Source organism: Burkholderia sp. 22088 (genome assembly GCF_052045915.1).
Lineage (GTDB): Bacteria > Pseudomonadota > Gammaproteobacteria > Burkholderiales > Burkholderiaceae > Burkholderia > Burkholderia cepacia.
In genome coordinates this window covers 491,049-513,842 of sequence record NZ_JBQEPY010000004.1, presented here as the reverse complement: position 1 = coordinate 513,842, position 22,794 = coordinate 491,049, and the positions used below count along the sequence as shown (strand labels likewise).

The following is a 22,794-nucleotide window of genomic DNA, read 5'->3' as shown; positions in this document are numbered from 1 at the left end:
CGTCAAGACGACGGGCCGCATTCTCGAAGTCCCGGTTGGCCCGGAACTCGTCGGCCGCAGCAAGCAATGGGCGTATCGCGGGCGCCCGCTGTATCGCTGGAAGCAGGATCGCAAGCCCGGCGACGCGGGCGGCGACGGGATCGGCGGCATGTGGCACGTTGCGCGCCCGTGACCGCGTGGCGGTGCGCGAGGCATCCTGATGAGCTATGAATCGGATCTGCTGGTGTGGCTGCCGCATCTCACGCGCTATGCGCGCGCGCTGACGGGCGACCGCGCCTGGGCGGACGATCTCGTGCAGGACACGCTCGAGCGTGCGCTGAACCGCCCGCCGCGCGATGGCGGCAACCTGCGCGCGTGGCTGCTGACGCTGCTGCGGCACCGCTTCATCGACCAGTTGCGCGCGCGGCACGAGATCGCGGTCGACGATGCGACGGCGCCGTGGCAAACGATGGCCGCGCCGGCCGGCGAGATCGGCGGGCTGGTGCTGCGCGACGTGCAGCGCGCGCTGTACCGGCTGCCGGTCGAGCAGCGCGAGGTGTTGCTGCTGGTCGCGCTCGAGGAGTTGAGTTATCGCGATGCCGCACAGGTGCTCGGGGTCCCGGTGGGAACGGTGATGTCGCGCCTCGCACGGGCGCGCGGGCAGATGCGCGCGATGCTGTCGGACGAGCCGTCGGCGCACGGCACGCCCGCGTTACGGGTGATCGGGAAGACATGATGGACGAACCGCGCAAACCTTCGAACGACGAGCGGGACGACGATGCGTCGGCGCAACTGCTGTCCGCGTTGCTGGACGGCGAGCTGTCCGGGCGCGAGCGAAACGAGATGCTCGAGCGGGTGCAGGCCGATCCGGAGGAGGCCGAACGATTCGCGCATTATCGGGCGCAGCGCGACGCACTGCAGGCGCTGTTTCCGCTCCCGGGTGCCGCGCCCGCGCTGTTCGTGCAGCGCCGCGCGCCGCGTCGGCGCGGGATCGCCCATGCGCTCGCGGGGCTCGCGGCCGGGCTGCTGATCGGCATCGCGCTGCATGCGGGCTGGGTCGCGCTCGACAGCGAACCGGCATTCGCCGCGCGCGCGGATGTCGCGTACGCGACGTACGTGGCCGATCGCGAACATCCGGTCGAAGTCGGAGCGGGCGACCCGGAACGCCTCGCCGGGTGGCTGTCCGCGCGTCTCGGGCGGCCCGTGCGCGCGCCGTCGCTCGACGAATACGGCTACGCGCTGCTCGGCGGCCGGCTGCTCCCGGGCGACGCGGGGCCGGCCGCGCAACTCATGTACCAGCGCGCGGACGGCGAGCGCGTGACGCTGTACATGACGGCCTACGACGCACGGCGCGTCGCGCCGCGGGCGATGTCGGCCGGCGACCGCTACACGTATTTCTGGTCGGATCGCGGGATGGGCTACGCGTTGTCCGGCCAGGGCGATGAACGGCGCCTGCGCGAACTCGCGATCGAAGCGTGCGGTGCGCTCGGCGGCCAGACCGACGCGTGGAAGGGGTGATGCGCGCGGCGCCGGTACGGAGCACGAGATGAAGATGACGATGACGAAGGGGCTCGTGCTGATCCCGTTGCTGGCGGCACTCGCCGCGGGCACCACGCTTGCCCGGGCGGAGGGCGACGTACCCGTGCGCGTGCCCGTCGACGCCGACGGCGTGCAGCGGGTCGCGATCGTCGGCGGCAGCTATTTCTTCCGACCGAACCACGTGATCGTGCGGGCGCACGTGCCGGTCGAGCTGACCGTGTCGGCCGAGCCCGGCCTGGTGCCGCACAGCTTCGAAATCGATGCGCCGCAGGCCGGCATCGCGGTGCACACGGCACTCGGCACGACGCCGAAGACGTTTCGCTTCACGCCGGCGCAGCCGGGCCGGTTCGCCTACTATTGCACGCATCGGCTGCTGTTTTTCAGCAGCCATCGCGAGCGCGGGATGGAAGGCGTCCTCGATGTCGAGGCGGCGCCGTGATCGCCGCGTTGCTGGCCGCGAGCCTGATAGGAGCGAGCATGACCGCCGATCCCGTGACCGTCGCGCAGGCGCATTTCGACCACGTCCGCTCGTACCGCGCGACGATCCGCTCGTCCGCGCGCAGCGGCGAACACACGGAATTCCGCTACGCGTACCTGAAACCGGGCTTCGTCCGGATGGATTTCGTGTCGCCGCATCACGGCGCGGTGCTCGCGTACGATCCCGGCGACGGCAAGGTGCGGCTGCGCCCGTTCGGCGCGCATGCGCCGCCCGCGCTGACGCTGTCGCCGTCCAACCCGCTCGTGCGCGACCGCAGCGGCCACCGGGTCGACCGGTCCGACGTCGGCGAACTGTTGCGCAACGTTCATGCGCTGCAGGAGGGCGGCTCGACGGTGACCGAAGGCGAGGAGGCCGTCGGCGGCCGGACCGCGCTGCGCGTGTCGGTCACGGGCGCGCCCGCGCATGCGGTCGACGGCGTACATCGCTACCGGCTCTGGCTGGATACCGAGGACGGCTTTCCGCTGAAGGTCGTCAGCTTCGCGGACGATGGCGACGTGCCGCTCGAAACCGTGACGCTCGACGACGTCGAGATCGACGTCGCGTTTCCCGAACGCTTCTTCGCACCCTGAGCGGTGCGCTGACTCATGCCCCTGACGGGCATGCCGGAGGCTGCATGGCGGAATACCGGTTCTCGACGACCTGGCGCGTGGACGCGCCGCTCGCGGCGGTGTGGGATGCGATCTACCAGGTCGACCGCTGGCCCGACTGGTGGAAGGGCGCCGTGCGCACCGTCGAGATCGAGCCGGGCGACGTGCGCGGCGTCGGCGCGCTGCACCGGTACACGTGGAAGGGCGCGCTGCCGTACCGGCTGACCTTCGACATGCGCGTGCGACGCGTCGAGCCGCGTCATGCGCTCGAAGGCCGCGCGAGCGGCGCGATCGAGGGCGACGGATGCTGGTCGTTCGCCGCCGACGGCGCACGCACGATCGTGCGCTACGACTGGCACATCCGCACCCACGTGCGCTGGATGAACCGGCTGGAGCCGCTGGGCCGGCCGCTGTTCCGATGGAATCACGACGTCGTGATGCGCGAAGGCGCGAAAGGGCTCGCGCGGCTGCTGGGCGCGGCCGTCGAGACGGACGGCCGGACTTTCCGGCCGTTGCCGGATGCGGGTTGCGCCGATGCCTGAATGCGCGTGAACGCGTGTAAAAGCGCCGAACGCCGAACGCCGAACGCCGAACGCCGAACGCCGAACGCCGAACGCCGAACGCCGAACGCCGAACGCCGAACGCCGAACGCCGAACGCCGAACGCCGAACGCCGAACGCCGAACGCCAAACGCCAAACGCCAAACGCCAAACGCCAAACGCCAACCACTCAGCGCGCGTACGCCATCACCGCGCCATCCACCACCAGGGCGACACGTTCGCCCACGGCCGGACACCGGTGTCCCGGCACGCGTGCGCGCACGAGCACGTCGGGATCGGCATCGAGGCGCACGACCACGTCGGCATCCTGGCCCGCGAACTGCGCGGCTTCGACGCGCGCCGTATGGCCGCGCGCGGCATCGGCTTGCGTGACCGGCACGATGCCGATCTGCTCGGGGCGCAGCATCGCGTCGGCCGGCCCGTCGGGCAGCGGCGCGACGAGCGGCAGTTCGCCGAGCGCGCAGGCGATGCGCATGCTGCGTACGCGGCCGGCGAGCAGCACGGCCTGCCCGACGAACGACGCGACGTCGCGCGTGACCGGCTGCCGGTACAGCGTCTGCGGCGCGGCCGTTTGTACGAGGCGGCCGTGCCACATCACCGCCACTTCGTCGCCGAGCGTCATCGCCTCGGGTTGGTCGTGCGTGACGAGCACCGATGTCGCGCCCGCCGCGGCGAGCGCATCCGCGACCGCGCTGCGCGTTTCGTGGCGCAGCGACGTGTCGAGCGCGGAGAACGGTTCGTCGAGGATCACGAGCGACGGCTCCGGCGCGAGCGCGCGGGCGAGCGCGACGCGCTGCTGCTGGCCGCCCGACAGTTGCTGCGGCGCGCGGCTCGCATACGATGCGGGCAGCCCGACCATCTCGAGCAGTTCGTCGACGCGATGATGGCGCCGCCGCGCCGCGCGCGGCAGCCCGAACGCGATGTTGTCGGCCACCGACAGATGCGGAAACAGCGCGCCTTCCTGCGGCACGTAACCGATCCGGCGCACCTCGGGCGGCAGGTGCAGGTCGGGTGCGGCCACGCGGCGCCCGTCGATTTCGACGGTGCCGCGCTCGGCGCGCTCGAAGCCGCACAGCACGCGCAGCAGGGTCGTCTTGCCGCTGCCGGACGGGCCGAGCAGCGCGAGGCGCGAACCGCGCCGCACCGTGAGGTCGATGTCGTGCAGGACGGTATGCGCTCCGAACGATTTGGACAGGCCGTGGATGCGTAGTTCGCTCATGGGCGGTTCCGGGGAAAAAGGGCGGCGCTCAGTTGCGCACCGACGCGCGGCCCAGCAGCAGGAACAGCAGTCCCGATGCGCCGAGCGACAGCGCGACGAGCAGCGCCGCATAGGGCGCCGCGGCGGCGAACGCGAGCGTCGCCGTATCGCTCCACACCTGCGTCGCGAGCGTGCGGGTGCCGATGGGCGACAGCAGCAGCGTCGCGTTGAGTTCCGTCACGACCGAGATGAACACCATCGTCGCGGCCGCGCCGAGGCCGGGTGCCGCGAGCGGCAGCACGACGCGCGTGAGCGTCGCGCGCCAGCCGAGGCCGAGCGCGCGCGCGGTTTCCTCGAGCCGGACCTGCACGTGCGACAGCGCGGCGCGCACGCTGACGACCGCGAGCGGCAGGAACAGGATCGCGTACGCGGCGACGAGTGCCGGTGCGCTCTGGTAGAGCGGCTGCAGCAGCCGCACCGTGATCGACACGATCGCCAGCGCGACGACGATGCCCGGCACGCCCTGCACGGTCATCGCCGTGCGCTCGAGGACGGTGGCGACGCGGCCCGGATAACGGACCAACAGGAACGCGAGCGGCAGCGCGAGCAGCGTCGTGACGGCCGCCGCCGTCAGGCCGTAGCCGGACGACGCGAGCGTGGCCTGCCACAGCAGCTCGGGCGACACGTCGGCCGGCGTGACGGCGGCCGCGCCCTGTTGCGTGAGCCAGTAGCCGATCATCGCGAGCGGCACGCCGAGCGTCGCGGCGGCGAGCGCGGCGAACGCGACGGTGACGGGGCCGCGCAGGTTGCCGAGCGGATAACGCATCGCGACGCGGCGTGCGGCGCGGTGCGTATGACCGTAGCGCGCATGGCCGCGTGCGCGCGCCTCGATCGCGAGGCACAGCAGGCACAGCGCGATCAGCACGCAGCCGAGCAGCGATGCGCCGCCGCCGTCGAACGCGGTGCGGTATTCCGCATAGATCTCGGTCGTGAACGTGCGAAAGCGCAGCAACTGGAATGCGCCGAACTCGGACAGCACGCCGAGCGCGACGAGCAGCATCCCGCCGCACAGCGCGGGGCGCAGCTGCGGCAGCACGACGCGGAAGAACGTATGCCACGGCGAGCAGCCGAGCGTGCGCGCGCTTTCCTCCAGCGCAGGGTCGAGTTCGCGCAGCGCGGCGGCCACCGGCAGGTAGACGAGCGGGAAATACGCGGAGGTCAGCACGATCAGCGCGCCGAGGAAATCCTGCAGGTCGAGGCTCAGCGACACCCACGCGTAGCTCGTGATGAACGGCGGCACCGCGAGCGGCGCGGCCGCCAGCGCGGTCCACAGCGGCCGGGCCGGCAGGTCGGTGCGCTCGATGAGCCACGCGAGCGCCGTGCCGAGCAGCGTGCACGCGAGGGTCGCGGCGAGCGTGATCGACAGCGTGTTGACGAGCAACTCGCCGACGAGCGGGCGCCACAGCAGCTCGATCGCATCGTCGACGCCGAAGGTGGCCGCGCGGTACAGCGTGAAGCCGAGCGGCAACAGGATCGCGAGCGGCCCGCACGTAGCCGCGGCGACGAGCGCGCGCGACGGGCGCCGCCGGGTCGCGGTGCGTTCGCCGTCGCGCGCGGTGCGCGCCGTGCCGGACACGGCGTCGCTCATGCTCAGAGGAGGCCGGCCTGGCGCAGCAGCTTGCCGGCCTGGCTGTCGTCGCCGAGCTGTTCGAACGTCAGCGCCGGCGGGCTCAGTTCGTTGAACGGTTTCAGGATCGGATCGGGGGCGACGCCCGGATGCAGCGGATACTCGAAGCTGACATGGCCGCCCGCCATCAGCTTCTGCGCACGCTCGCTGACGAGATACGCGACGAACTTCTGCGCTTCCGGCTGGTGCTTCGACGCTTTCAGCACCGCGGCGCCGGACACGTTGACGGCACCGCCGACGTCGCCGTGGCCGAAATGGTGGATCGCGCTGCGCGTCGACTTGTCGCCGAGTTCGGCGTGCAGGCGGTCCCAGTAGTAGTTGTTGACGATGCCGGTCAGTACGCCGCCGCGGTTGACGGCCGCCGTCACGCCTTCGTCGTCGTCGAAGATCTGCGCATTGGCCTTCAGGCCCTTCAGCCATTGCAGCGTCGCGGCCTCGCCGTGCAGCGCGAGCACCGCGCTCACGAGCGGCAGGAAGTCCGCGTCGCTCGGCGCGACGCCGACCTTGCCCTTCCATTCGGGCTTCGCGAGATCGAGCAGCGACGCGGGCAACTGCTGCGGCTGGATTTTCGCGGTGTTGTAGACGAGCACGTTCTCGCGCGCGAGCACGCCGACCCAGTTGCCGTCGGCCGGGTTGAAGCGCGCGGGCACCGATTGCAGCGTGGCGCCGTCGGTCTTCGCGAACAGGCCCTTGCGGTCGAGCAGCACGAGCTCCGGCGAGTTTTCGGTGAAGTACACGTCGGCCGGCGTGCGGTCGCCTTCCGCGACGATCTGCGCGGCGAGCGCGGGGCCCTCGCCCGAGCGCACCTTCACGGTGATGCCGCTCTGCGCTTCGAAGTCCTTGACGAGCTGGTTCACGACTTGCTCGTGTTGCGCGTTGTACAGCGTGAGCGTCGCGGCATGCGTGCGGGTGGCGTGCAGTGCGCCGGTCAGCATCAGCGCGGCGGCCGCCGCGGAAATCAGGTGCCGCAGCGGGCGGCTAACGGGTGAAGTGGTCATGTCGTTTTCAGCAGGTTGCATCCGGCCGGGCCGGGAAGGGGTGCGTTGGCTTGCGTGGCGCGATGTCATGCGTCGAACAGCGCGGCGCCGATGTACGAACCGGGTTGCGCGCCCGGCGGGCACGCGAAGATCGCGCTGCCGACGTGCGTGGTGAACTGGTTCATGATGTCCAGCTTCGAGAGCTTCTCGTTGATCGGAATGAAGCCCTTGCGCGGGTCGCGCTGGTGCGCGACGAACATCAGCCCCGCGTCGTACTCGGTCTGCTGGCGCCATGGCGGCCAGCGTTCGATGTAGAAGCTCGTGCTGTCGTTGTACGAGTACGCGCGGCGCAGGATCTGCGCGCCGTTGTTGACCTGCGGGGATGCGAGGCGCGCGTGCGAGTTGTCCGGGATCACCGGGTTGCCGTCCTTGTCGGCCGCGTCGAGGTCGAGCGCCTCGAACTCGTGCTTCTGGCCGAGCGGCGCGCCGCTGTATTTGTGGCGGCCGACCACCTGTTCCTGGAAGCCGAGCTCCGTGTTGTCCCAGTGTTCGAGCGTGATGCGGATCCGGCGCACGACCGTGTAGGTGCCGCCGTTCATCCATGCCGGGCCTTCGCTGCCGGCCCACACGAATTCGTTCATCGCGGCCGGATCGGACATCGGCGGATTCATCGTGCCGTCCTTGAAGCCCATCAGGTTGCGCGGCGTCTCGCCGGGCTTGCCCGACGTGAAGCCGGCCTGGCCCCAGCGCATCTGCGTCGCTTTCGCGCCGAGCCGCACGAGCTGGCGCACGGCGTGGAACGCGACCTGCGCGTCGTCCGCGCATGCCTGGATGAACAGGTCGCCGCCGGTTTTCTCGGGCAGCAACTGGTCGCCGTTGAAACGCGGCAGGTCGACGAGCGCGGCGGGGCGTTGCTTCGCGAGGCCGTAGCGGTCCTTGCCCGCGAGCGCGAACAGGCCGGGCCCGAAGCCGAACGTGATGGTCAGGCGCGCGGGGCCGAGGCCGAGCGCGTCACCCCCGTCGGCCGGCGCGACTTCGTCGCCGCCCGTCGCGGCGAGCGGTTGCGCGGTGTCGCCGCGCGTCATCCGCGCGGCGGCGTCGGTCCAGGTCTTCAGCAGCGCGATGACGTCCGCGCGCTGCGCCGTCGTCAGGTCGAGCGCCGCGAAATACGCGTGGCGCTGCTGCGGCGTCGCGATGCCGCTCTGGTGCTGGCCGTAGAACGGCTCGACGCCGTCGTGCGCGGGGGCCGGTGCGGCGGCGGGGGCATCCGCCGCCTTCGCGGCCGGCATCGACGCCGCCGCGAGGCCGGCGGCCACCGCGGCGCCGCCTGCCTTCAGGAAGCCGCGCCGTGCGGGGCGGGGCGGCTGGTTGTGATCGTCTGCCATGGTTCGTTCCGTTACTTCGCGAGCAACAGCGTGTTGACGTCGTCCGCGACGTAGTAGAAACCGTCGCCCTCGGGCGTCATCGCGATGCCGAACAGGTTGCCGTTGCCGGGGGGCGACTGCGCCTTGTCGGTGTTGATCCAGCGCGCGTAGAGCTGCTTGCCGGCGACCGGGTCGATCTCGACGACCTGGCCGTTCTGCGCGTTGGTCGCGAGCAGGTGGCCGTTCGGTGCGGTCGCGAGCGCGAGCGGGCGGCGCAGGAAACCGTCGGCGGTGACCTGGCGGCCGACGCCCGCGCTGGTGTCGCGCGTGAGCGGGTCGTCGATTTCGACGATCCGGTTGCCGATCGCGTCCGACACGTACAGCTTCTTCTGGTCGCCGGACAACGCGAGGCCGGTCGGGCCGACCAGGAACACGCCCTTGTCGGCCTGCGCGCCGAGGCCGCTCGCGACGACCGTTTCCTGCTTGATGACGGGCGGCTTGCCCGCCGGCACGTCGAGATCGAGGCGCAGCACGGTCGCCTGCTTGTAGACGGGCGGGTTGCCGTCCGCGCGGCCGACGCCGAAGCCGGCCATGCTGACGAACAGCGTCGCGCTGTCGCCGCGGTCGACCACGGCCATGTTGCCCCACGGGTCGTTGATGTTCGGGGTCGACCACGTCGATGCGATCTTGCCCTGCGGATCGAGCACGATCAGGCAGCCGGCCCCCTTGGTGTTCGTCGTGCCGTCGTTGCTCGGCGTGCTGCCGACGATCACCCAGCCGGATTTGAGCATCGTCATCGCCGTCGACAGGCCGATGCCGCCCGGGCACGCCTTCAGGTCGCGCGGGATCGATGCGAACAGGCTCAGCTGCTTCGTCGACGGGCGGTAGTCGACGATCGTGCTGCCGGTACCTTGCAGGTTCGCCGCGTTGTTGAAGTTGTCGACGAGCACGTCGCCCGCCTGGATCGTGCCGGCCGACACCGGCGCGACCGCGATCGCGTACGGGTTCTGGTCGCCGTTGTCGGGCACCGTGTTGACGAGCGTGGTGTGGCGATGCAGCGTCTCGAGGAAACCTTGCGGCTCGGCGAGTGCGCCGGCGGCGGCCGTCAGGGCGGCGGCGGCCAGTGCGCCCGTCGCGAGGCGGCGAAGCGGGGCGGATTGAATCATGTGAATCTCCTGGAGGGCGCGCCGTCCGGGCGGCGCGCGAAAAACGGGTCGCGTGGGCGCGTCGCTCAGAACGTGATCGTCGTACGCGCGCCGAGCACGAACGTGTTGCGCAGCGGCTGTGTCGCGTCGCTCGGGTTCTGGCCGGCGCCCGCGTTGAACGTGTACTGCGCGTCGGCCTGGACGATCCACCACGGGTTCACCTGGTACTGGTAGGTCGCCTCGAGCGTCGTCTCGCGGGTGCGCACGCCGTACGGGCCGGTCGCGAACGTCCGCGCGGCCTGGTCGAGGTCGGTCACGTGGTTGCCGACCTGGATGTACGTGACGCCGAGGCCGACGCTGTCGTTGTCGCGGCCTTCGAACGGCGCCTTCAGCACGATCCCCGCATTGGCCGAGAAGCTCACCAGGTTGCGGTCGCCCGGCGCGCCCATCACGCGCGCGAACACGCCGAGGCTGCGCGGGCCGGTCGGGTCGGGGCGCCAGATCATCTGGTCGGCCACCGCGTAGAAGCTGTAGTCGCCGTGGCGCAGCTGCGCGTTTCCGTTCGACGCGGGATCGGAGAGCGACAGCCCGTCGGTGCCCACGTTCTGGTCCGCGAAGCGGCCGTTGTGATACCAGGCGCCGATCTTGTAGGTGCCCGGCAGCCCGTTCGAGCGGCCGGTGTCCATTTCGCCGTCGGACGGCTGGTTCAGCGCGTACTGCAGCTCGCCGATATAGAGCGTGCCGTTGTGCAGGTTGAAGTTGGTGCCGCTGAGGTTGTTCGGGTTGTTGCCGAGCGGGTCGCCGTCGAACACGCCCGCGAGCGCGGTGAGCTTCGGCGTGATCTGCGCGCGCACGCGCACGCCGAGGCCCGCGAGCGGATACGCGGGGCCGCCGTTGGGCAGGTCGTACGACGGCAGTGCGGGCCAGCCGAACATCGTGTTGACGAACGTGTTCGCATACGTGCTGACCATGAATTCCTGGTCCAGGCTCTGCTGGCCGATCTTCACGTCGACGCGCTTGTCGAGGAACGACTGCTGGTACCACAGCTCCCACAGGCGCGTCGTGCCCTGCGCCTCGATGCCGCTCGCGGTGTTGAGCGTGCCGAGGTTCCGCGCGCTCAGGTTGGTGCCGTGGGTCTGCAGCGCGCTGACGTTGAACGTGCCGCCGGCCAGGCCGATCGCCTTCTGCGTGTCGACCGTCAACGTGGCCGTCGTCAATCCGTCGTAGGCGCCGCCGCGGTTCAGGCCGCCGCGCAGGTTCGCGAGGTATTCGCTGGTTTCGGTGATCTGCAGCGTCGCGCCGTACTTGCCGAGCCACGGGCGGATGCCGCCCATGTCGCCGAGCAGGCTCTGGCGCGTCCAGATGCCGGTCCACATGTTGGTCGGCTTCGCCTGGATCGAGAGGTCGGCCTCGGGTGCTTCGGGTTGTGCGTCGACGGGCACGTCGGCGAAAGCGGCGCCGCTCGCGAACGACGCGCATGCGAGGATGGCCGCGCAGGCGGCGGGGCGCATCCGGGCACGGACGCTGTCTCCCTGGAACGACGCAAACTTCATATCAAATCCCTGGTTCTAATTAGTGTGGAGTCCTGCTTGTCGGCCGCTGTCCGGACGCTCGGCTCCGATTGGCCAGGGCACGAAGCGAAGCGCAACGCGGCGCATCGTAGGAGTGTCAAATGGGAAAGTCAATGTAAACGAGAATGATTCGCATTAAATTACCGAATGTAATCCAGGGGCTTACGGAGAGGGCGTTTGGCGTGTTTAGTGCGGAGGTAAACCGTAAATATCGGCGTAATGAAAATGAATGCTTCGATGTGAAGCGATGGATCCGCGGGGCGGGGCACGCGAGGCATCCGGCTGGGTTCCGGCGGTTGATGTCGAGGCTCGTTCAGATTCGGACGGCCCGTGTTGTCGAAGCAAGGCTTCCGGACGAGGCACGCTTACGTCGTTGAGTCGATGGTTCGCAATGACCGGTTCTCGCAGGCCGATGACGGTGATCGCCGAAGGCCGCAAATACCTCCCTCTTTCTGGATGTGACAATCGTTCAAATCTAGCCGTGTGCGGACGCGTACCATCGTCAATGCTCTGTTACCGGAGCACTTCCCCTCGGATTTGACGCCAAGCTCACGCTTGGCCTTTTTTCTGATCGAGGTTTTTTGCTGGGCAGGATGCTTTCGGACGGCATCCGGTCACGACCGATCTCTGGATAACGTTTGTTCAACGACGGCTCGCGGTCTGGTTGAATTTTCAAACTGACACGTCGACGTTGGAAGGGCCCCCGGAAATCGCCGGTCTTCGACGCGTGCCCATGCAACACCGGCAAATCGGCATTGAGGCGGTAATGGATATCCAGCGTCCATATTCCGGGTCCGAACTGCGCTGCGGAACGTTCACTGCTGTGGACTGCTGATCGGAGTTGCTGTGGAATCGAATCTTGAAGATATCCAGTTGTGCTACGACAAGGCCATCGACGCTTATAACGCTGGCCAGCCTGAACTCGCTCTTCGGTTGGTCGAGGACGTTCTGAAGGAATGCCCCTCAAGTGGTGATGTCCTGCATCTGAGGGGGCTGATCGCTTTTTCGTTGGGTAAGGCCGAGGATAGGGCTGAGGAGGCAGAGGACTGGTTCAAGAGGGCTATTGACGCGTCTCCCAATGCCATCTTCTACAACAGCCTGAGCGTGGTGCAAACACGATTGAGGGCATTTTCGCAGGCGGCAGCAAGTGCGCGAAGCGGTCTGGCGTTTGCCGAAGATCACCAGCCGGATCTGGACACTTCGAAGTTGTTGTACAACCTGTGTCTGGCTTTGGTGCTGGACGAAAAACCGGAAGACGGCATCGATATTTGTCGACGCACGATTGAACGAAATCCGGCACGTTCGGATGCCTATAGCTATATGGGCGTGTGTCTCAGCCTGTTGGGCGAGACCGACCTCGCGATCAGTGCGTATCGTCGAGCAATCGAGTTGGATCCCAAAAATCTCGTAGCCTGCGGCAATCTTGGATATGCATTGCTTCGCGCCGGTGAATATAGGGAGGCCTGGCCATACTTCGAACACCGGTGGGTAACCATGCTGGCGGGCGATTCGTATCCCGGGGCGAAGTACCCGGCTTTGCCGATCAGTCGGTGGCAGGGGCAAGGGCTGCCGCCTGGCGAAAACCGCCTGCTCGTTCTGGCCGAGCAGGGATTGGGCGATACGTTGCATTTTTGTCGATATCTCGAAATGGCGCTTCGGCAATTCACTGCAGTTGGCCTTTTATGCCCGAAACCACTGCGCCGGCTGCTGACTGATTCGCTCTGCTCTCGGTGGCCAAATCTGACGTTGCTCGACGACAAGTCATTCGACCCGCTTCAGTGGGACTGGTATTGCCCGCTGCTGTCGCTGCCGATGGCCTTCGGAACGCAAGTAGACAACATTCCCGCCGATCTGCCTTATTTGTACGCGAATCGGCGACGGTCGCGAAAATGGTCATCGAAGGTGGCGAAGTTGCAGCCACGCACCTTGCCACGCATCGGGGTGGTCTGGGCGGGAGGGCATTCGGGCACGCCCGATGATCGCCGGCGTAGTATCGATCTGGATACGATGGCGCCATTGCTTGCGTGGCCTCACGCGCACTGGATCAGCTTGCAGAAGGCGGATGACATTTCGAAAGAGCTTTCTCACGAGAAGTATCCACACGTAGTCGACTGGATGCACGAGGTGAGGGACTTTGCCGATACAGCGGCCCTCATCGACGCGCTGGATCTTGTCATTTCCGTTGATACCGCGGTCGCTCACCTGGCCGCAGCCATGGGGAAGCGCGTGTGGTTACTGAACCGGTACGCGGGCTGCTGGCGCTGGTTGCGCAATCGCGACGACAGTCCGTGGTATCCCGGCATGCGACTCTTTACCCAGACCGCGCGTGGAAACTGGACTGACGTAATCGAACGCGTCTTGTCTGAATTGGAGCTCACGGCCTCGGCTTTGTCGACGAGATGAAGTCAAATGTTGCGTGAGGTGTATTGGCGTGAGTAGTTGGCAAACGGGTCAATCGGAACTGCTCCCGGATCGTGCCGAACTACGGCTTCCAGGCGCTTCTGACGACCGTGTCGAGTGTCCGCTGGCCGGTTGTGACCGTTCGATGCAGCGCATGAATATTCGATATTCCGATCCAGTCAACTGAAGTTTCGATGTCTTTGGCGGAGTAAAATTCGCGAGTATGATTATTTGCATTGCTAATAAAAAATATGGTGTGGCATTAAATCCGGCCTCACCCATGGGCGTCTATGACGCCCCTCTTCCGGGGCAACGAGTGCCTCCACCGGGGATGCGTTCAGGGAGCGTCGAAAAGTCCGGTCAGCCGTCGAGACTCGGGGCGCTCGTGACCGGTACGCCACCTCGTGACCAAGGCATCTTCATTGCGATCGACGCTACCACGGTCGACGCGACCGCCCCAATCACGCATCGTGCGGCCGACCATCGGGCGTTTGAATCGAGTCGACGCTTCCAGGCGCGGTCCAAGCGTAGGTGCGCAGATTTCCCGGTGTGGGTCGATCGGCGCATTCGGCCTAACGATGCAGTGGTGGCGCTGAAATGAATAGAGCGATGTTCGGCATGTGCGGTCTGCTGATCTGCGGACTTGTCGTGGCACTGGTGATCGTCCTGGAAACGGCGCCGACACCGCAGGAAAAAATCGCGCAGGTGGCAAAGCCCGCGAAGGTGAAGTGAAGATGCGTGTTCTGTTGACATTGTGGGGAAGCGCGATCGCACTGGCTGTCTGTGTGGCCTGGCTTGCCGATCGCCCCAAACATGGTGAGCCTGTGCCGCTTGCGTCTCGACTGATTCAAGGCTCGGCGAAGTCGATCGTCACGCCGCCGCGTGAGCAGGCTCGGTAACGGCGGCTCGCGCTGTCTCTGGTGCCGGTTGCGTACGTACCGATGCCGGAAGCGAAGTTCCGGCCTTGTGCAGCACAGAGTGAGACTTCATGCGGTGATATTCGGGGGTGATCGATGCGATTCGTGGCTTCCGATGTGAGGATGAAAATGCAACATTCCCTTTATCGAGTTCTGAGCGTCACGGCGTTCGCCTGGAAGTTGACGGCACCGGCAGAGCGGGAAGTCATGGTCAAGGGTGCGTCGACGATCGATATCGACCGCCGTATCGTGCAACCAGCCGTCGGCTTGCGTGACGGTCAGTGCGACGACGCGATTGTCTGACTGCAATCGCTCGGTGCCCACCGGGCAGCCGAACGAGCCGCGACAGCGCCGGGATCGCTGCAGATTGTCGTCGATCCCGGTTGCGTGTGGTTCGCAGCTGGATTCATCGATCACGTATGGCGTCTTCAGCATCGGTCTTTGCGCCTGTCTTGAACTCAAACCGCATATGTTGCTGCTGTAACGACGCTGGCGGGCACACAGAGCCGAATGTCGTGAGCGCTCTAGGAAGCAGCTACTCCCCATCGTCCCTGTGACTGGAATCGAGCAACTCCAACCGGTACCCGTGATTGTAAACAGCGCGAAGTCGAACACCGTTTTCGGGCGTGATTCGCAGCTTGGAACGCACGCGATAGATGTGTGTATCGAGCGTCCTGGAGATGTGGTCGCTATGGCGTCCCCATATCGACTTGATCAGCGCTTCGCGAGGCATTGCGCGACCACAATTTTGAAACAGCGCAACGGCGACGTTGAATTCTCTCGATGTCAGTTTAATCGGCTCGTCACTCAGGAACACGGTTTCGGTCACGAGATCCAGACGGTAACGACCGATGTTGATCGATGTCGGCGTCGCGTTCACGGGATAGGCCCGCCGCAGGAGTGCACGGACTCTTGCGATCAGCTCATGGCGCCGGACAGGCTTGACCATGTAGTCATCAGCGCCTGCATCAAGCGCAACGACAAGCTGTTCCTCGCGCACTCGATTCGTCAGGAACAACACGGGGAGGTCTCTGCCGACTCGCGCACGAATCCAGGCAAGGACTTCCAGCCCGGAAATATCCGGCAAGTTCCAGTCGAGCACGATCAGGTTGAAGGTATCGGTTTCGAGGAGGCGTATGGCTTCTGCGCCGCGGGTAGCGCTTCGGACATCGAACCTTTCTGCGATCAGGACATCGCAGATAAACGCAGCCTGTGCTGGCTCGTCGTCAACGGTAAGAATTTTCATTGGAACCATTTTTTTCGTGTTGCTTAAATCCGTGCATACCCTCGTGCGTGGGGCAGCTTGTGTTTTCAGATTTAAGTGAAAGCTAATCGAAATATTTTGTCTGGGCGTTGTATGGCCGAATGGCAGGATTGATTTGCGAAATAGAGTGACATTCTTGAGCGGTCTTTTTGTCAACTTTTATGAACAGAATGAATATTGGGGCGCGGTTGATGTGTGACAAATGTTGTCAATCGCTATTGCTCGTCGATATAGCATGTTTCATATGGATTGTTGGGCGAGTGCGAGTTCAGGTAGTGGAGTGTTTTCGTGTTGTCGACTCGATCGGTGCTTATTTTTATGTTTTACGAGATGTAATTGTATAAATGCGCAACCTGGAGTCTCATCGGCGGTATTTGGAAAGAAGGGCGAATCTGGAGGCTCGAATTGCTGAAGAGCGGCGAGCGGCTGCTGAGGCGATTTTGCTCGAGATTAGATATTGCGTCCGTGAGTTTGGATTTTCTCCTGAGGATATATTTACGGCCGATATCCTGCGCCGTGCGACGAAACGGCGGCCGCGTTATTTCGACCCGGTCAGCGGAGCGACGTGGTCAGGAGTAGGGCGGGCGCCTGAGTGGATTCGCGATAAGGATCGCAAGCAGTTTGAGATATCCAATTTTGATCGTGAGAATTGAGCAATCGGGTTTTCCCGATGAAGCGACGGTCGCGTGTGCATGTCTCCCGGTGTTGCGTCGGCAATTGTAATTGTGTGAAGGGCCGTCAATCTCTGAAGTGTTTGGGTCACGATCCATCTTTTAATGAAGATGGGTATTGGCGTCGACGGTGAGGGGTAAATATAAATTGTCGGGGTGAGGCGCGCGGCGACTGTTCCTGTTGCTGTGTGTTCGGTGATGTTTTTCGATAAAAAGATTAATTAGTTTAAAAACATATCGAAATAATTTTCATGATTTTCACGCGATGGAACTGACGCGCCTGCAGCGGAGGAATGGGAGTCGCTGAATGTCGGTGTAGTCGTTTCGATTGCAAGCACTTTTTATATTTTTGCCAGCAGTAGATGAAATCAGCATTCGGCATCTCGTATGGCGCTATGCCGACATGACACTGCGCGACATTTTCCGCAGCGGCCGGCCCGGCGAAGGACGGGGGCTGGGTGCAAAGGCATAAAAGTCGCCCACGATGAACTCCCCGCGGGGCTGCGGGGAATTGTGTTTCTTTCACAAGAGCCGCTGTTTTTTGGTGCGAATTCCGATCGGCCGGACAGTACAACAGGGAGAACAAAATGAACAAGATTTACAAGAATGTCTGGTGCGAGAAGACGGGCACCTATGTGGCCGCATCGGAAACTGCGAAAGGGCGAAGGGCGGGTGGGACGAGCGCCGTAGTGGGGGCGTTGACTGCTGTGGTGTTGTTGGGGGGAGGATCCTTCGCGTCGCCGGACGTGTATGCCGCTGCATTTGTCGTTTGTGGCAATGCATCGACTGCTGCTCTCATTCCGACGGGCCCGACAACCAGCTACAACATGGGCTGTACCACCGGCAGCGACGTGCTTTTCATGGGCGGCTATTCAGGGGGGCCGGGAATCAATTCGGGCGCCAGCACGTCGACCACATGGATCACTGTCAACAACGCGACGACGCCAAGTTCGAGCGTCACCGGCTCCATACCGGGGCAGTCGATCGAACTGTATGCACCGGGAAGCATCATCCTGAATGGCAGTAACGTCAACGTATCCAGCAATAAAATCATCAACCTTGCGAACGGTACCGTTGCCGCCGGCAGCGGGGACGCGGTCAACGGCGGCCAACTGTTTACGCTGTCGACTTCGACGTCGACCGGCTTGTCGTCGGCCACCAGCTCGATTTCTTCGCTGTCGACGTCGACTTCGACGGGGCTGTCGTCCGCGAACAGCTCGATCACGTCGCTGTCGACCTCGGCGTCGACGGGCTTGTCGTCGGCCACCAGTTCGATTTCTTCGCTGTCCACGTCGACCTCGACGGGCATCAGCTCGCTGTCCACTGGCCTGAATTCGGCTAATAGCACGGTGTCGTCGCTGTCGACTTCGACGTCGACGGGCTTGTCGTCGGCCACCAGCTCGATTTCTTCGCTGTCGACGTCGACTTCGACGGGGTTGTCGTCGGCGAACAGCTCGATCACGTCGCTGTCGACCTCGGCGTCGACGGGCCTGTCGTCGGCGAACAGTTCGATCTCCTCGTTGTCCACGTCGACCTCGACGGGCATCAGCTCGCTGTCGACCGGCCTGAGCTCGACCAACAGCTCGGTGTCGTCGCTGTCGACCTCGACGTCGACGGGGCTGTCGTCCGCGAACAGCTCGATCACGTCGCTGTCGACCTCGGCGTCGACAGGCCTGTCGTCGGCGAACAGTTCGATATCCTCGTTGTCCACGTCGACCTCGACTGGCTTGTCGTCGGCCAACAGCTCGATTTCTTCGCTGTCCACCTCGACTTCGACGGGCATCGGCTCGCTGTCGACCGGCCTGAGTTCGACGGATAGCTCGGTGTCATCGCTGTCGACTTCCACGTCGACGGGGCTGTCGTCGGCGAATAGCTCAATCTCCTCGTTGTCGACCTCGACTTCGACGGGTCTGTCGTCCGCGAACAGTTCGATCACGTCGCTGTCGACCTCGACGTCGACGGGCCTGTCGTCGGCGAACAGTTCGATATCCTCGTTGTCCACGTCGACCTCGACTGGCTTGTCGTCGGCCAACAGCTCGATTTCTTCGCTGTCCACCTCGACTTCGACGGGCATCGGCTCGCTGTCGACCGGCCTGAGTTCGACGGATAGCTCGGTGTCATCGCTGTCGACTTCCACGTCGACGGGGCTGTCGTCGACGAATAGCTCAATCTCCTCGTTGTCGACCTCGACTTCGACGGGTCTGTCGTCCGCGAACAGCTCGATCACGTCGCTGTCGACCTCGACGTCGACCGGTCTTTCGACGGCGAACAGCTCGATTTCTTCGCTGTCCACCTCGACCTCGACGGGCATCAATTCGCTGTCGACGGGCCTGAGCTCGACGGATAGCTCGGTGTCGTCGCTGTCGACTTCCACGTCGACGGGTTTGTCGTCGGCGAATAGCTCAATCTCCTCGTTGTCGACCTCGACTTCGACGGGTCTGTCGTCCGCGAACAGCTCGATCACGTCGCTGTCGACCTCGACGTCGACGGGTTTGTCGTCAGCCAACAGCTCGATTTCTTCGCTGTCCACGTCGACCTCGACGGGCATCAACTCGTTGTCGACGGGCCTGAGCTCGACGGATAGCTCGGTGTCGTCGCTGTCGACCTCGACGTCGACCGGTCTGTCGTCGGCCAACAGCTCGATTTCTTCGCTGTCCACCTCGACTTCGACGGGCATCAACTCGTTGTCGACCGGCCTGAGCTCGACGGATAGCTCGGTGTCGTCGCTGTCGACGTCAACATCGACCGGTCTGTCGACGGCCAACAGCTCGATTTCTTCGCTGTCCACCTCGACTTCGACGGGCATCGGCTCGCTGTCGACGGGCCTGAGCTCGACGGATAGCTCGGTGTCGTCGCTGTCGACTTCCACGTCGACGGGTTTGTCGTCGGCGAATAGCTCAATCTCCTCGTTGTCGACCTCGACGTCGACCGGTCTTTCGACGGCGAACAGCTCGATTTCTTCGCTGTCCACGTCGACCTCGACGGGCATCAACTCGTTGTCGACGGGCCTGAGCTCGACGGATAGCTCGGTGTCGTCGCTGTCGACTTCCACATCGACGGGTTTGTCGTCGGCGAACAGCTCGATCTCTTCGTTGTCCACGTCGACCTCGACGGGCATCAACTCGTTGTCGACGGGCCTGAGCTCGACGGATAGCTCGGTGTCGTCGCTGTCGACTTCCACATCGACGGGTTTGTCGTCGGCGAACAGCTCGATCTCTTCGTTGTCCACGTCGACCTCGACGGGCATTAACTCGCTGTCGACGGGCTTGAGCTCGACGGATAGTACGGTGTCGTCGCTGTCGACCTCGACGTCGACGGGTTTGTCGTCGGCCAACAGCTCGATTTCTTCGCTGTCCACGTCGACTTCGACGGGCATCGGCTCGCTGTCGACGGGCCTGAGCTCGACCAATAGCTCGGTGTCATCGCTGTCGACTTCCACGTCGACGGGTTTGTCGTCGGCGAACAGCTCGATCTCTTCGTTGTCCACGTCGACCTCGACGGGCATCAACTCGCTGTCGACGGGCCTGAGCTCGACGGATAGCTCGGTGTCGTCGCTGTCGACCTCGACGTCGACCGGTCTGTCGTCGGCCAACAGCTCGATCTCCTCACTGTCCACGTCGACCTCGACGGGCATCAACTCGCTGTCGACCGGTCTGAGCTCGACGGATAGCTCGGTGTCGTCGTTGTCGACTTCGACGTCGACGGGGCTGTCGTCGGCGAATAGCTCGATTTCTTCGCTGTCCACGTCGACCTCGACGGGCATCAGCTCGCTGTCGACGGGCCTGAGCTCGACCGATAGCTCGGTGTCGTCGTTGTCGACGGGCCTGAGTTCGACCGATAGCTCGGTGTCGTCGCTGTCGACCTCGACGTCGACGGGTTTGTCGTCGGCCAACAGCTCGATCTCTTCGCTGTCCACGTCGACTTCGACTGGTTTGTCATCGGCCAACAGCTCGATCACGTCGCTGTCGACTTCGACGTCGACGGGCCTGTCGTCGGCGAACAGCTCGATATCTTCGCTGTCCACGTCGACTTCGACGGGGCTGTCGTCCGCGAATAGCTCGATTTCTTCGCTGTCCACCTCGACTTCGACGGGCATCAGCTCGCTGTCGACCGGCCTGAGCTCAACGGATAGCACGGTGTCGTCGCTGTCGACGTCAACATCGACCGGTCTTTCGACGGCGAGCAGCTCGATTTCTTCGCTGTCCACCTCGACCTCGACGGGCATCAACTCGCTGTCGACGGGCCTGAGCTCGACGGATAGCTCGGTATCGTCGCTGTCGACTTCCACGTCGACGGGGCTGTCGTCGGCGAATAGCTCAATCTCTTCGTTGTCGACCTCGACCTCGACGGGTCTGTCATCGGCCAACAGCTCGATCACGTCGCTGTCGACTTCGACGTCGACGGGCCTGTCGTCGGCGAACAGCTCGATATCTTCGCTGTCCACGTCGACCTCGACGGGTCTGTCGTCCGCGAATAGCTCGATCACGTCGCTGTCGACTTCGACGTCGACCGGCTTGTCGTCGGCCACCAGCTCGATTTCTTCGTTGTCCACGTCGACCTCGACGGGGCTGTCGTCCGCGAATAGCTCGATTTCTTCGCTGTCCACGTCGACTTCGACCAGCATCGGCTCGCTGTCCACCGGCCTGAGCAGCACGAACAGCACGATCCTGTCGCTGTCCACCTCGACGTCGACGGGTATCGGCTCCTTGTCCACGGGTCTCAGTTCGACCAACAGTTCGATGACGTCGCTGTCCACGTCGACCTCGACCGCGATCGAAGCCGCGAAAACGCACTACTTCAGCGTTAACGATGGCGGTGCGCCAGGGGCGAACTACGCGAACAGCGCCGCGACGGGCCTCTACTCGTTGGCCGCCGGCGTCGGCGCCAGCGCGGCGGGCGCGAGCAGCGTCGCGGTCGGCTACGGCTCGAACGCGCAATCGGACGGCTCGGTCGCGATCGGTCAAAGCGCGTCGGCAACAGGTGGCAAGGCCGTGTCGATCGGCTCCGGCAATACCGCGAGCGGCGACGGCGCGGTCGCGATCGGCGACCCGAGCGTCGCGACGGGCACCGGCGCAGTCGCGATGGGCGCGAACGACACGGCGACCGGTACCGGCGCAGTGGCGCTCGGCAACGCGAGCACGGCAACCGGCAACAGCGCGCTCGCACTCGGCAACTCGAGCCAGGCCACCGCGGACAACACGATCGCACTCGGCAACCAGGCCACGGCCAGCGCGATCGGCGCGCAAGCCTACGGGTCGGGCGCGACGGCCAGCGCGACCAACGCACTCGCGCTCGGTTCGAATGCCACCGCGAACGTTGCCAACTCGATCGCGCTCGGTGCGAACGCGGTCACCGGCAATGCGGTCGCGGTGTCGAGCGTCACGGTCGGCGGCGTCACGTACTCGGTCGCCGGCACCAGTCCGGTGGGCGTTCTGAGCGTCGGTGCGCCGGGCGCGGAACGCCAGATCACGAACGTCGCTGCCGGCCAGGTGTCGGCCACCAGCACGGACGCGATCAACGGCAGCCAGTTGAACGCGACGAACCAAGCGGTCAACAACCTGTCGACGTCGACCGCGACGAACGTCGCATCGCTGTCGACGGGTATCAACTCGCTGTCGACGGGCCTGAGCTCGACCAATAGCAACGTGTCTGCGCTGTCCACCTCGACCTCAACCGCGATCAACGCGCTGTCGACATCGACGGCGGCCGGTCTCAGTTCCCTGTCCACCGGCCTGAGCACGACGAACAACAGCGTGGCCTCGCTGTCGACTGGCGTGACGAACATCAACAACCAGTTGAGTCAGCTTTCCACGTTGATGACGACGAACACGACGAACACCGGCGGCATCGCCGCCGACATGAACGGCACCGGCTCCGACAAACCAACCGTCACTGCCGGCTCGAACTCGGTGGCAATCGGCGCGAATTCGAACGACGGCGGTCGCTCGAACGTGGTGTCGGTCGGCAGCGACACGCAGCAGCGTCAGATCACGAACGTCGCGCCGGGTACGCAAGGCACCGACGCGGTGAACGTGAACCAGCTGACGCAGGTGCAGACGACGCTGTCGACGGCACTGTCGGGCCAGCAGGCGCAGATCAACTCGCTGGGTTCGCAACTGCAGCAGACCGACCAGATGGCGAAGCAGGGTATCGCGGCCGTCGGCGCGATGGCGTCGATCCCGCAGCTCGATCGCGACGCCAACTTCGGGATGGGTGTGGGCACGTCGACCTTCCTCGGCCAGAAGGCGATGGCGGTCAACATGCAGGCGCGCATTACCGAGAACCTGAAGGCGTCGATCAACGGCGGTTTCAGCGGCGGTCAGAAGGTGATCGGCGCCGGCATGCTGTATCAGTGGAAATAATTGCATGTTCGCGCACGGCCGACTGAAAGCCCGGAGCGGGAGCAAGGCGTATCGGCGGGCACCGGAATTTCGAG

The 22,794-nt window shown here is 64.9% G+C and carries 17 protein-coding genes and 2 pseudogenes; 12 read left to right on the top strand and 7 right to left on the bottom strand.

Annotation, left to right across the window (positions count from 1 at the left end; translation table 11 throughout):
* From ACTJLD_RS10795 to ACTJLD_RS10770, 6 genes and pseudogenes are all read left to right on the top strand, one after another.
* Positions 1-172 (top strand): annotated as a pseudogene (locus tag ACTJLD_RS10795) (hypothetical protein); the annotation flags it as partial.
* A gap of 27 nt (positions 173-199) precedes the next feature.
* Complete coding sequence (locus ACTJLD_RS10790) at positions 200-715, top strand: sigma-70 family RNA polymerase sigma factor (protein ID WP_027788224.1); 516 nt, start codon at positions 200-202, stop codon at positions 713-715.
* Positions 712-1,497, top strand: coding sequence for an anti-sigma factor family protein (locus ACTJLD_RS10785; protein ID WP_027788223.1), 786 nt, complete (start codon positions 712-714; stop codon positions 1,495-1,497). The genes ACTJLD_RS10790 and ACTJLD_RS10785 overlap by 4 nt, the downstream gene beginning before the upstream one ends.
* Positions 1,498-1,525: 28 nt before the next feature.
* On the top strand, positions 1,526-1,957 hold the full coding sequence (locus ACTJLD_RS10780; protein ID WP_440658684.1) for a quinol oxidase: 432 nt from the start codon (positions 1,526-1,528) through the stop codon (positions 1,955-1,957).
* Entirely contained in the window at positions 1,954-2,586 is a 633-nt protein-coding gene (locus ACTJLD_RS10775) for a LolA family protein (RefSeq protein WP_027788221.1), read from the top strand. Before ACTJLD_RS10780 ends, ACTJLD_RS10775 begins: the two co-directional genes overlap by 4 nt.
* Before the next feature lie 44 nt (positions 2,587-2,630).
* Complete coding sequence (locus ACTJLD_RS10770) at positions 2,631-3,146, top strand: SRPBCC family protein (protein WP_049097657.1); 516 nt, start codon at positions 2,631-2,633, stop codon at positions 3,144-3,146.
* 187 nt (positions 3,147-3,333) lie between these two features.
* On the opposite strand, the gene ACTJLD_RS10765 is transcribed toward ACTJLD_RS10770, so the two are convergent.
* From ACTJLD_RS10765 to ACTJLD_RS10740, 6 genes are all read right to left on the bottom strand, one after another.
* Positions 3,334-4,383: an ABC transporter ATP-binding protein gene (locus ACTJLD_RS10765; protein ID WP_124818576.1), complete on the bottom strand. Its 1,050-nt coding sequence runs from the start codon at positions 4,381-4,383 to the stop codon at positions 3,334-3,336.
* Between the two features lie 28 nt (positions 4,384-4,411).
* Entirely contained in the window at positions 4,412-6,010 is a 1,599-nt protein-coding gene (locus ACTJLD_RS10760; protein WP_440658682.1) for an ABC transporter permease, read from the bottom strand.
* Positions 6,011-6,012: 2 nt separating this feature from the next.
* Positions 6,013-7,047 carry an iron ABC transporter substrate-binding protein gene (locus ACTJLD_RS10755; protein WP_060207101.1) on the bottom strand — a complete coding sequence of 345 codons (1,035 nt, stop codon included), beginning with the start codon at positions 7,045-7,047 and terminating at the stop codon, positions 6,013-6,015.
* Positions 7,048-7,112: 65 nt separating this feature from the next.
* Positions 7,113-8,411, bottom strand: a complete 1,299-nt coding sequence (efeB, locus tag ACTJLD_RS10750; protein ID WP_175810506.1) for an iron uptake transporter deferrochelatase/peroxidase subunit — start codon at positions 8,409-8,411, stop codon at positions 7,113-7,115.
* Between the two features lie 11 nt (positions 8,412-8,422).
* Positions 8,423-9,556 carry a hypothetical protein gene (locus ACTJLD_RS10745; protein ID WP_027788215.1) on the bottom strand — a complete coding sequence of 378 codons (1,134 nt, stop codon included), beginning with the start codon at positions 9,554-9,556 and terminating at the stop codon, positions 8,423-8,425.
* Between the two features lie 65 nt (positions 9,557-9,621).
* Complete coding sequence (locus ACTJLD_RS10740) at positions 9,622-11,088, bottom strand: carbohydrate porin (RefSeq protein ID WP_440658681.1); 1,467 nt, start codon at positions 11,086-11,088, stop codon at positions 9,622-9,624.
* A gap of 864 nt (positions 11,089-11,952) precedes the next feature.
* Here ACTJLD_RS10740 and ACTJLD_RS10735 point away from each other — a divergent pair.
* The 3 genes from ACTJLD_RS10735 (at position 11,953) to ACTJLD_RS10725 (ending at position 14,726) form a co-directional block, all read left to right on the top strand.
* Positions 11,953-13,509 (top strand): tetratricopeptide repeat protein, encoded by a 1,557-nt coding sequence (locus tag ACTJLD_RS10735; protein WP_440658680.1) that lies wholly within the window; start codon positions 11,953-11,955, stop codon positions 13,507-13,509.
* Positions 13,510-14,115: 606 nt separating this feature from the next.
* Positions 14,116-14,238 carry a hypothetical protein gene (locus ACTJLD_RS10730; protein ID WP_257943103.1) on the top strand — a complete coding sequence of 41 codons (123 nt, stop codon included), beginning with the start codon at positions 14,116-14,118 and terminating at the stop codon, positions 14,236-14,238.
* A 314-nt stretch (positions 14,239-14,552) separates the two neighbouring features.
* On the top strand, positions 14,553-14,726 hold the full coding sequence (locus ACTJLD_RS10725) for a hypothetical protein (RefSeq protein WP_155633678.1): 174 nt from the start codon (positions 14,553-14,555) through the stop codon (positions 14,724-14,726).
* Between the two features lie 232 nt (positions 14,727-14,958).
* Here the strand turns inward: ACTJLD_RS10725 and ACTJLD_RS10720 are convergent, their stop codons facing one another.
* Complete coding sequence (locus ACTJLD_RS10720) at positions 14,959-15,669, bottom strand: response regulator transcription factor (protein ID WP_440658679.1); 711 nt, start codon at positions 15,667-15,669, stop codon at positions 14,959-14,961.
* A gap of 362 nt (positions 15,670-16,031) precedes the next feature.
* Between ACTJLD_RS10720 and ACTJLD_RS10715 the strand changes: the two genes are divergently transcribed.
* The 3 genes and pseudogenes from ACTJLD_RS10715 (at position 16,032) to ACTJLD_RS10705 (ending at position 22,720) form a co-directional block, all read left to right on the top strand.
* Complete coding sequence (locus tag ACTJLD_RS10715) at positions 16,032-16,340, top strand: H-NS histone family protein (RefSeq protein ID WP_226152138.1); 309 nt, start codon at positions 16,032-16,034, stop codon at positions 16,338-16,340.
* A gap of 605 nt (positions 16,341-16,945) precedes the next feature.
* Positions 16,946-17,068, top strand: a pseudogene (locus ACTJLD_RS10710) (ESPR domain-containing protein); the annotation flags it as partial.
* Between the two features lie 117 nt (positions 17,069-17,185).
* Positions 17,186-22,720: a YadA family autotransporter adhesin gene (locus ACTJLD_RS10705; protein ID WP_440658687.1), complete on the top strand. Its 5,535-nt coding sequence runs from the start codon at positions 17,186-17,188 to the stop codon at positions 22,718-22,720.
* Positions 22,721-22,794: the final 74 nt, after the last annotated feature.

Excerpts from the sequence above, each read along its gene's own strand:
- ACTJLD_RS10790 (WP_027788224.1), top strand. The coding sequence starts at position 200 with ATGAGCTATGAATCGGATCTGCTGGTGTGGCTGCCGCATCTCACGCGC.
- ACTJLD_RS10785 (WP_027788223.1), top strand. The coding sequence starts at position 712 with ATGATGGACGAACCGCGCAAACCTTCGAACGACGAGCGGGACGACGAT.
- ACTJLD_RS10780 (WP_440658684.1), top strand. The coding sequence starts at position 1,526 with ATGAAGATGACGATGACGAAGGGGCTCGTGCTGATCCCGTTGCTGGCG.
- ACTJLD_RS10770 (WP_049097657.1), top strand. The coding sequence starts at position 2,631 with ATGGCGGAATACCGGTTCTCGACGACCTGGCGCGTGGACGCGCCGCTC.
- ACTJLD_RS10765 (WP_124818576.1), bottom strand. The coding sequence starts at position 4,383 with ATGAGCGAACTACGCATCCACGGCCTGTCCAAATCGTTCGGAGCGCAT.
- ACTJLD_RS10760 (WP_440658682.1), bottom strand. The coding sequence starts at position 6,010 with ATGAGCGACGCCGTGTCCGGCACGGCGCGCACCGCGCGCGACGGCGAA.
- ACTJLD_RS10755 (WP_060207101.1), bottom strand. The coding sequence starts at position 7,047 with ATGACCACTTCACCCGTTAGCCGCCCGCTGCGGCACCTGATTTCCGCG.
- efeB (WP_175810506.1), bottom strand. The coding sequence starts at position 8,411 with ATGGCAGACGATCACAACCAGCCGCCCCGCCCCGCACGGCGCGGCTTC.
- ACTJLD_RS10745 (WP_027788215.1), bottom strand. The coding sequence starts at position 9,556 with ATGATTCAATCCGCCCCGCTTCGCCGCCTCGCGACGGGCGCACTGGCC.
- ACTJLD_RS10740 (WP_440658681.1), bottom strand. The coding sequence starts at position 11,088 with ATGAAGTTTGCGTCGTTCCAGGGAGACAGCGTCCGTGCCCGGATGCGC.
- ACTJLD_RS10730 (WP_257943103.1), top strand. The coding sequence starts at position 14,116 with ATGTTCGGCATGTGCGGTCTGCTGATCTGCGGACTTGTCGTGGCACTG.
- ACTJLD_RS10725 (WP_155633678.1), top strand. The coding sequence starts at position 14,553 with ATGCAACATTCCCTTTATCGAGTTCTGAGCGTCACGGCGTTCGCCTGG.
- ACTJLD_RS10720 (WP_440658679.1), bottom strand. The coding sequence starts at position 15,669 with ATGAAAATTCTTACCGTTGACGACGAGCCAGCACAGGCTGCGTTTATC.
- ACTJLD_RS10715 (WP_226152138.1), top strand. The coding sequence starts at position 16,032 with ATGCGCAACCTGGAGTCTCATCGGCGGTATTTGGAAAGAAGGGCGAAT.
- ACTJLD_RS10705 (WP_440658687.1), top strand. The coding sequence starts at position 17,186 with ATGGGCTGTACCACCGGCAGCGACGTGCTTTTCATGGGCGGCTATTCA.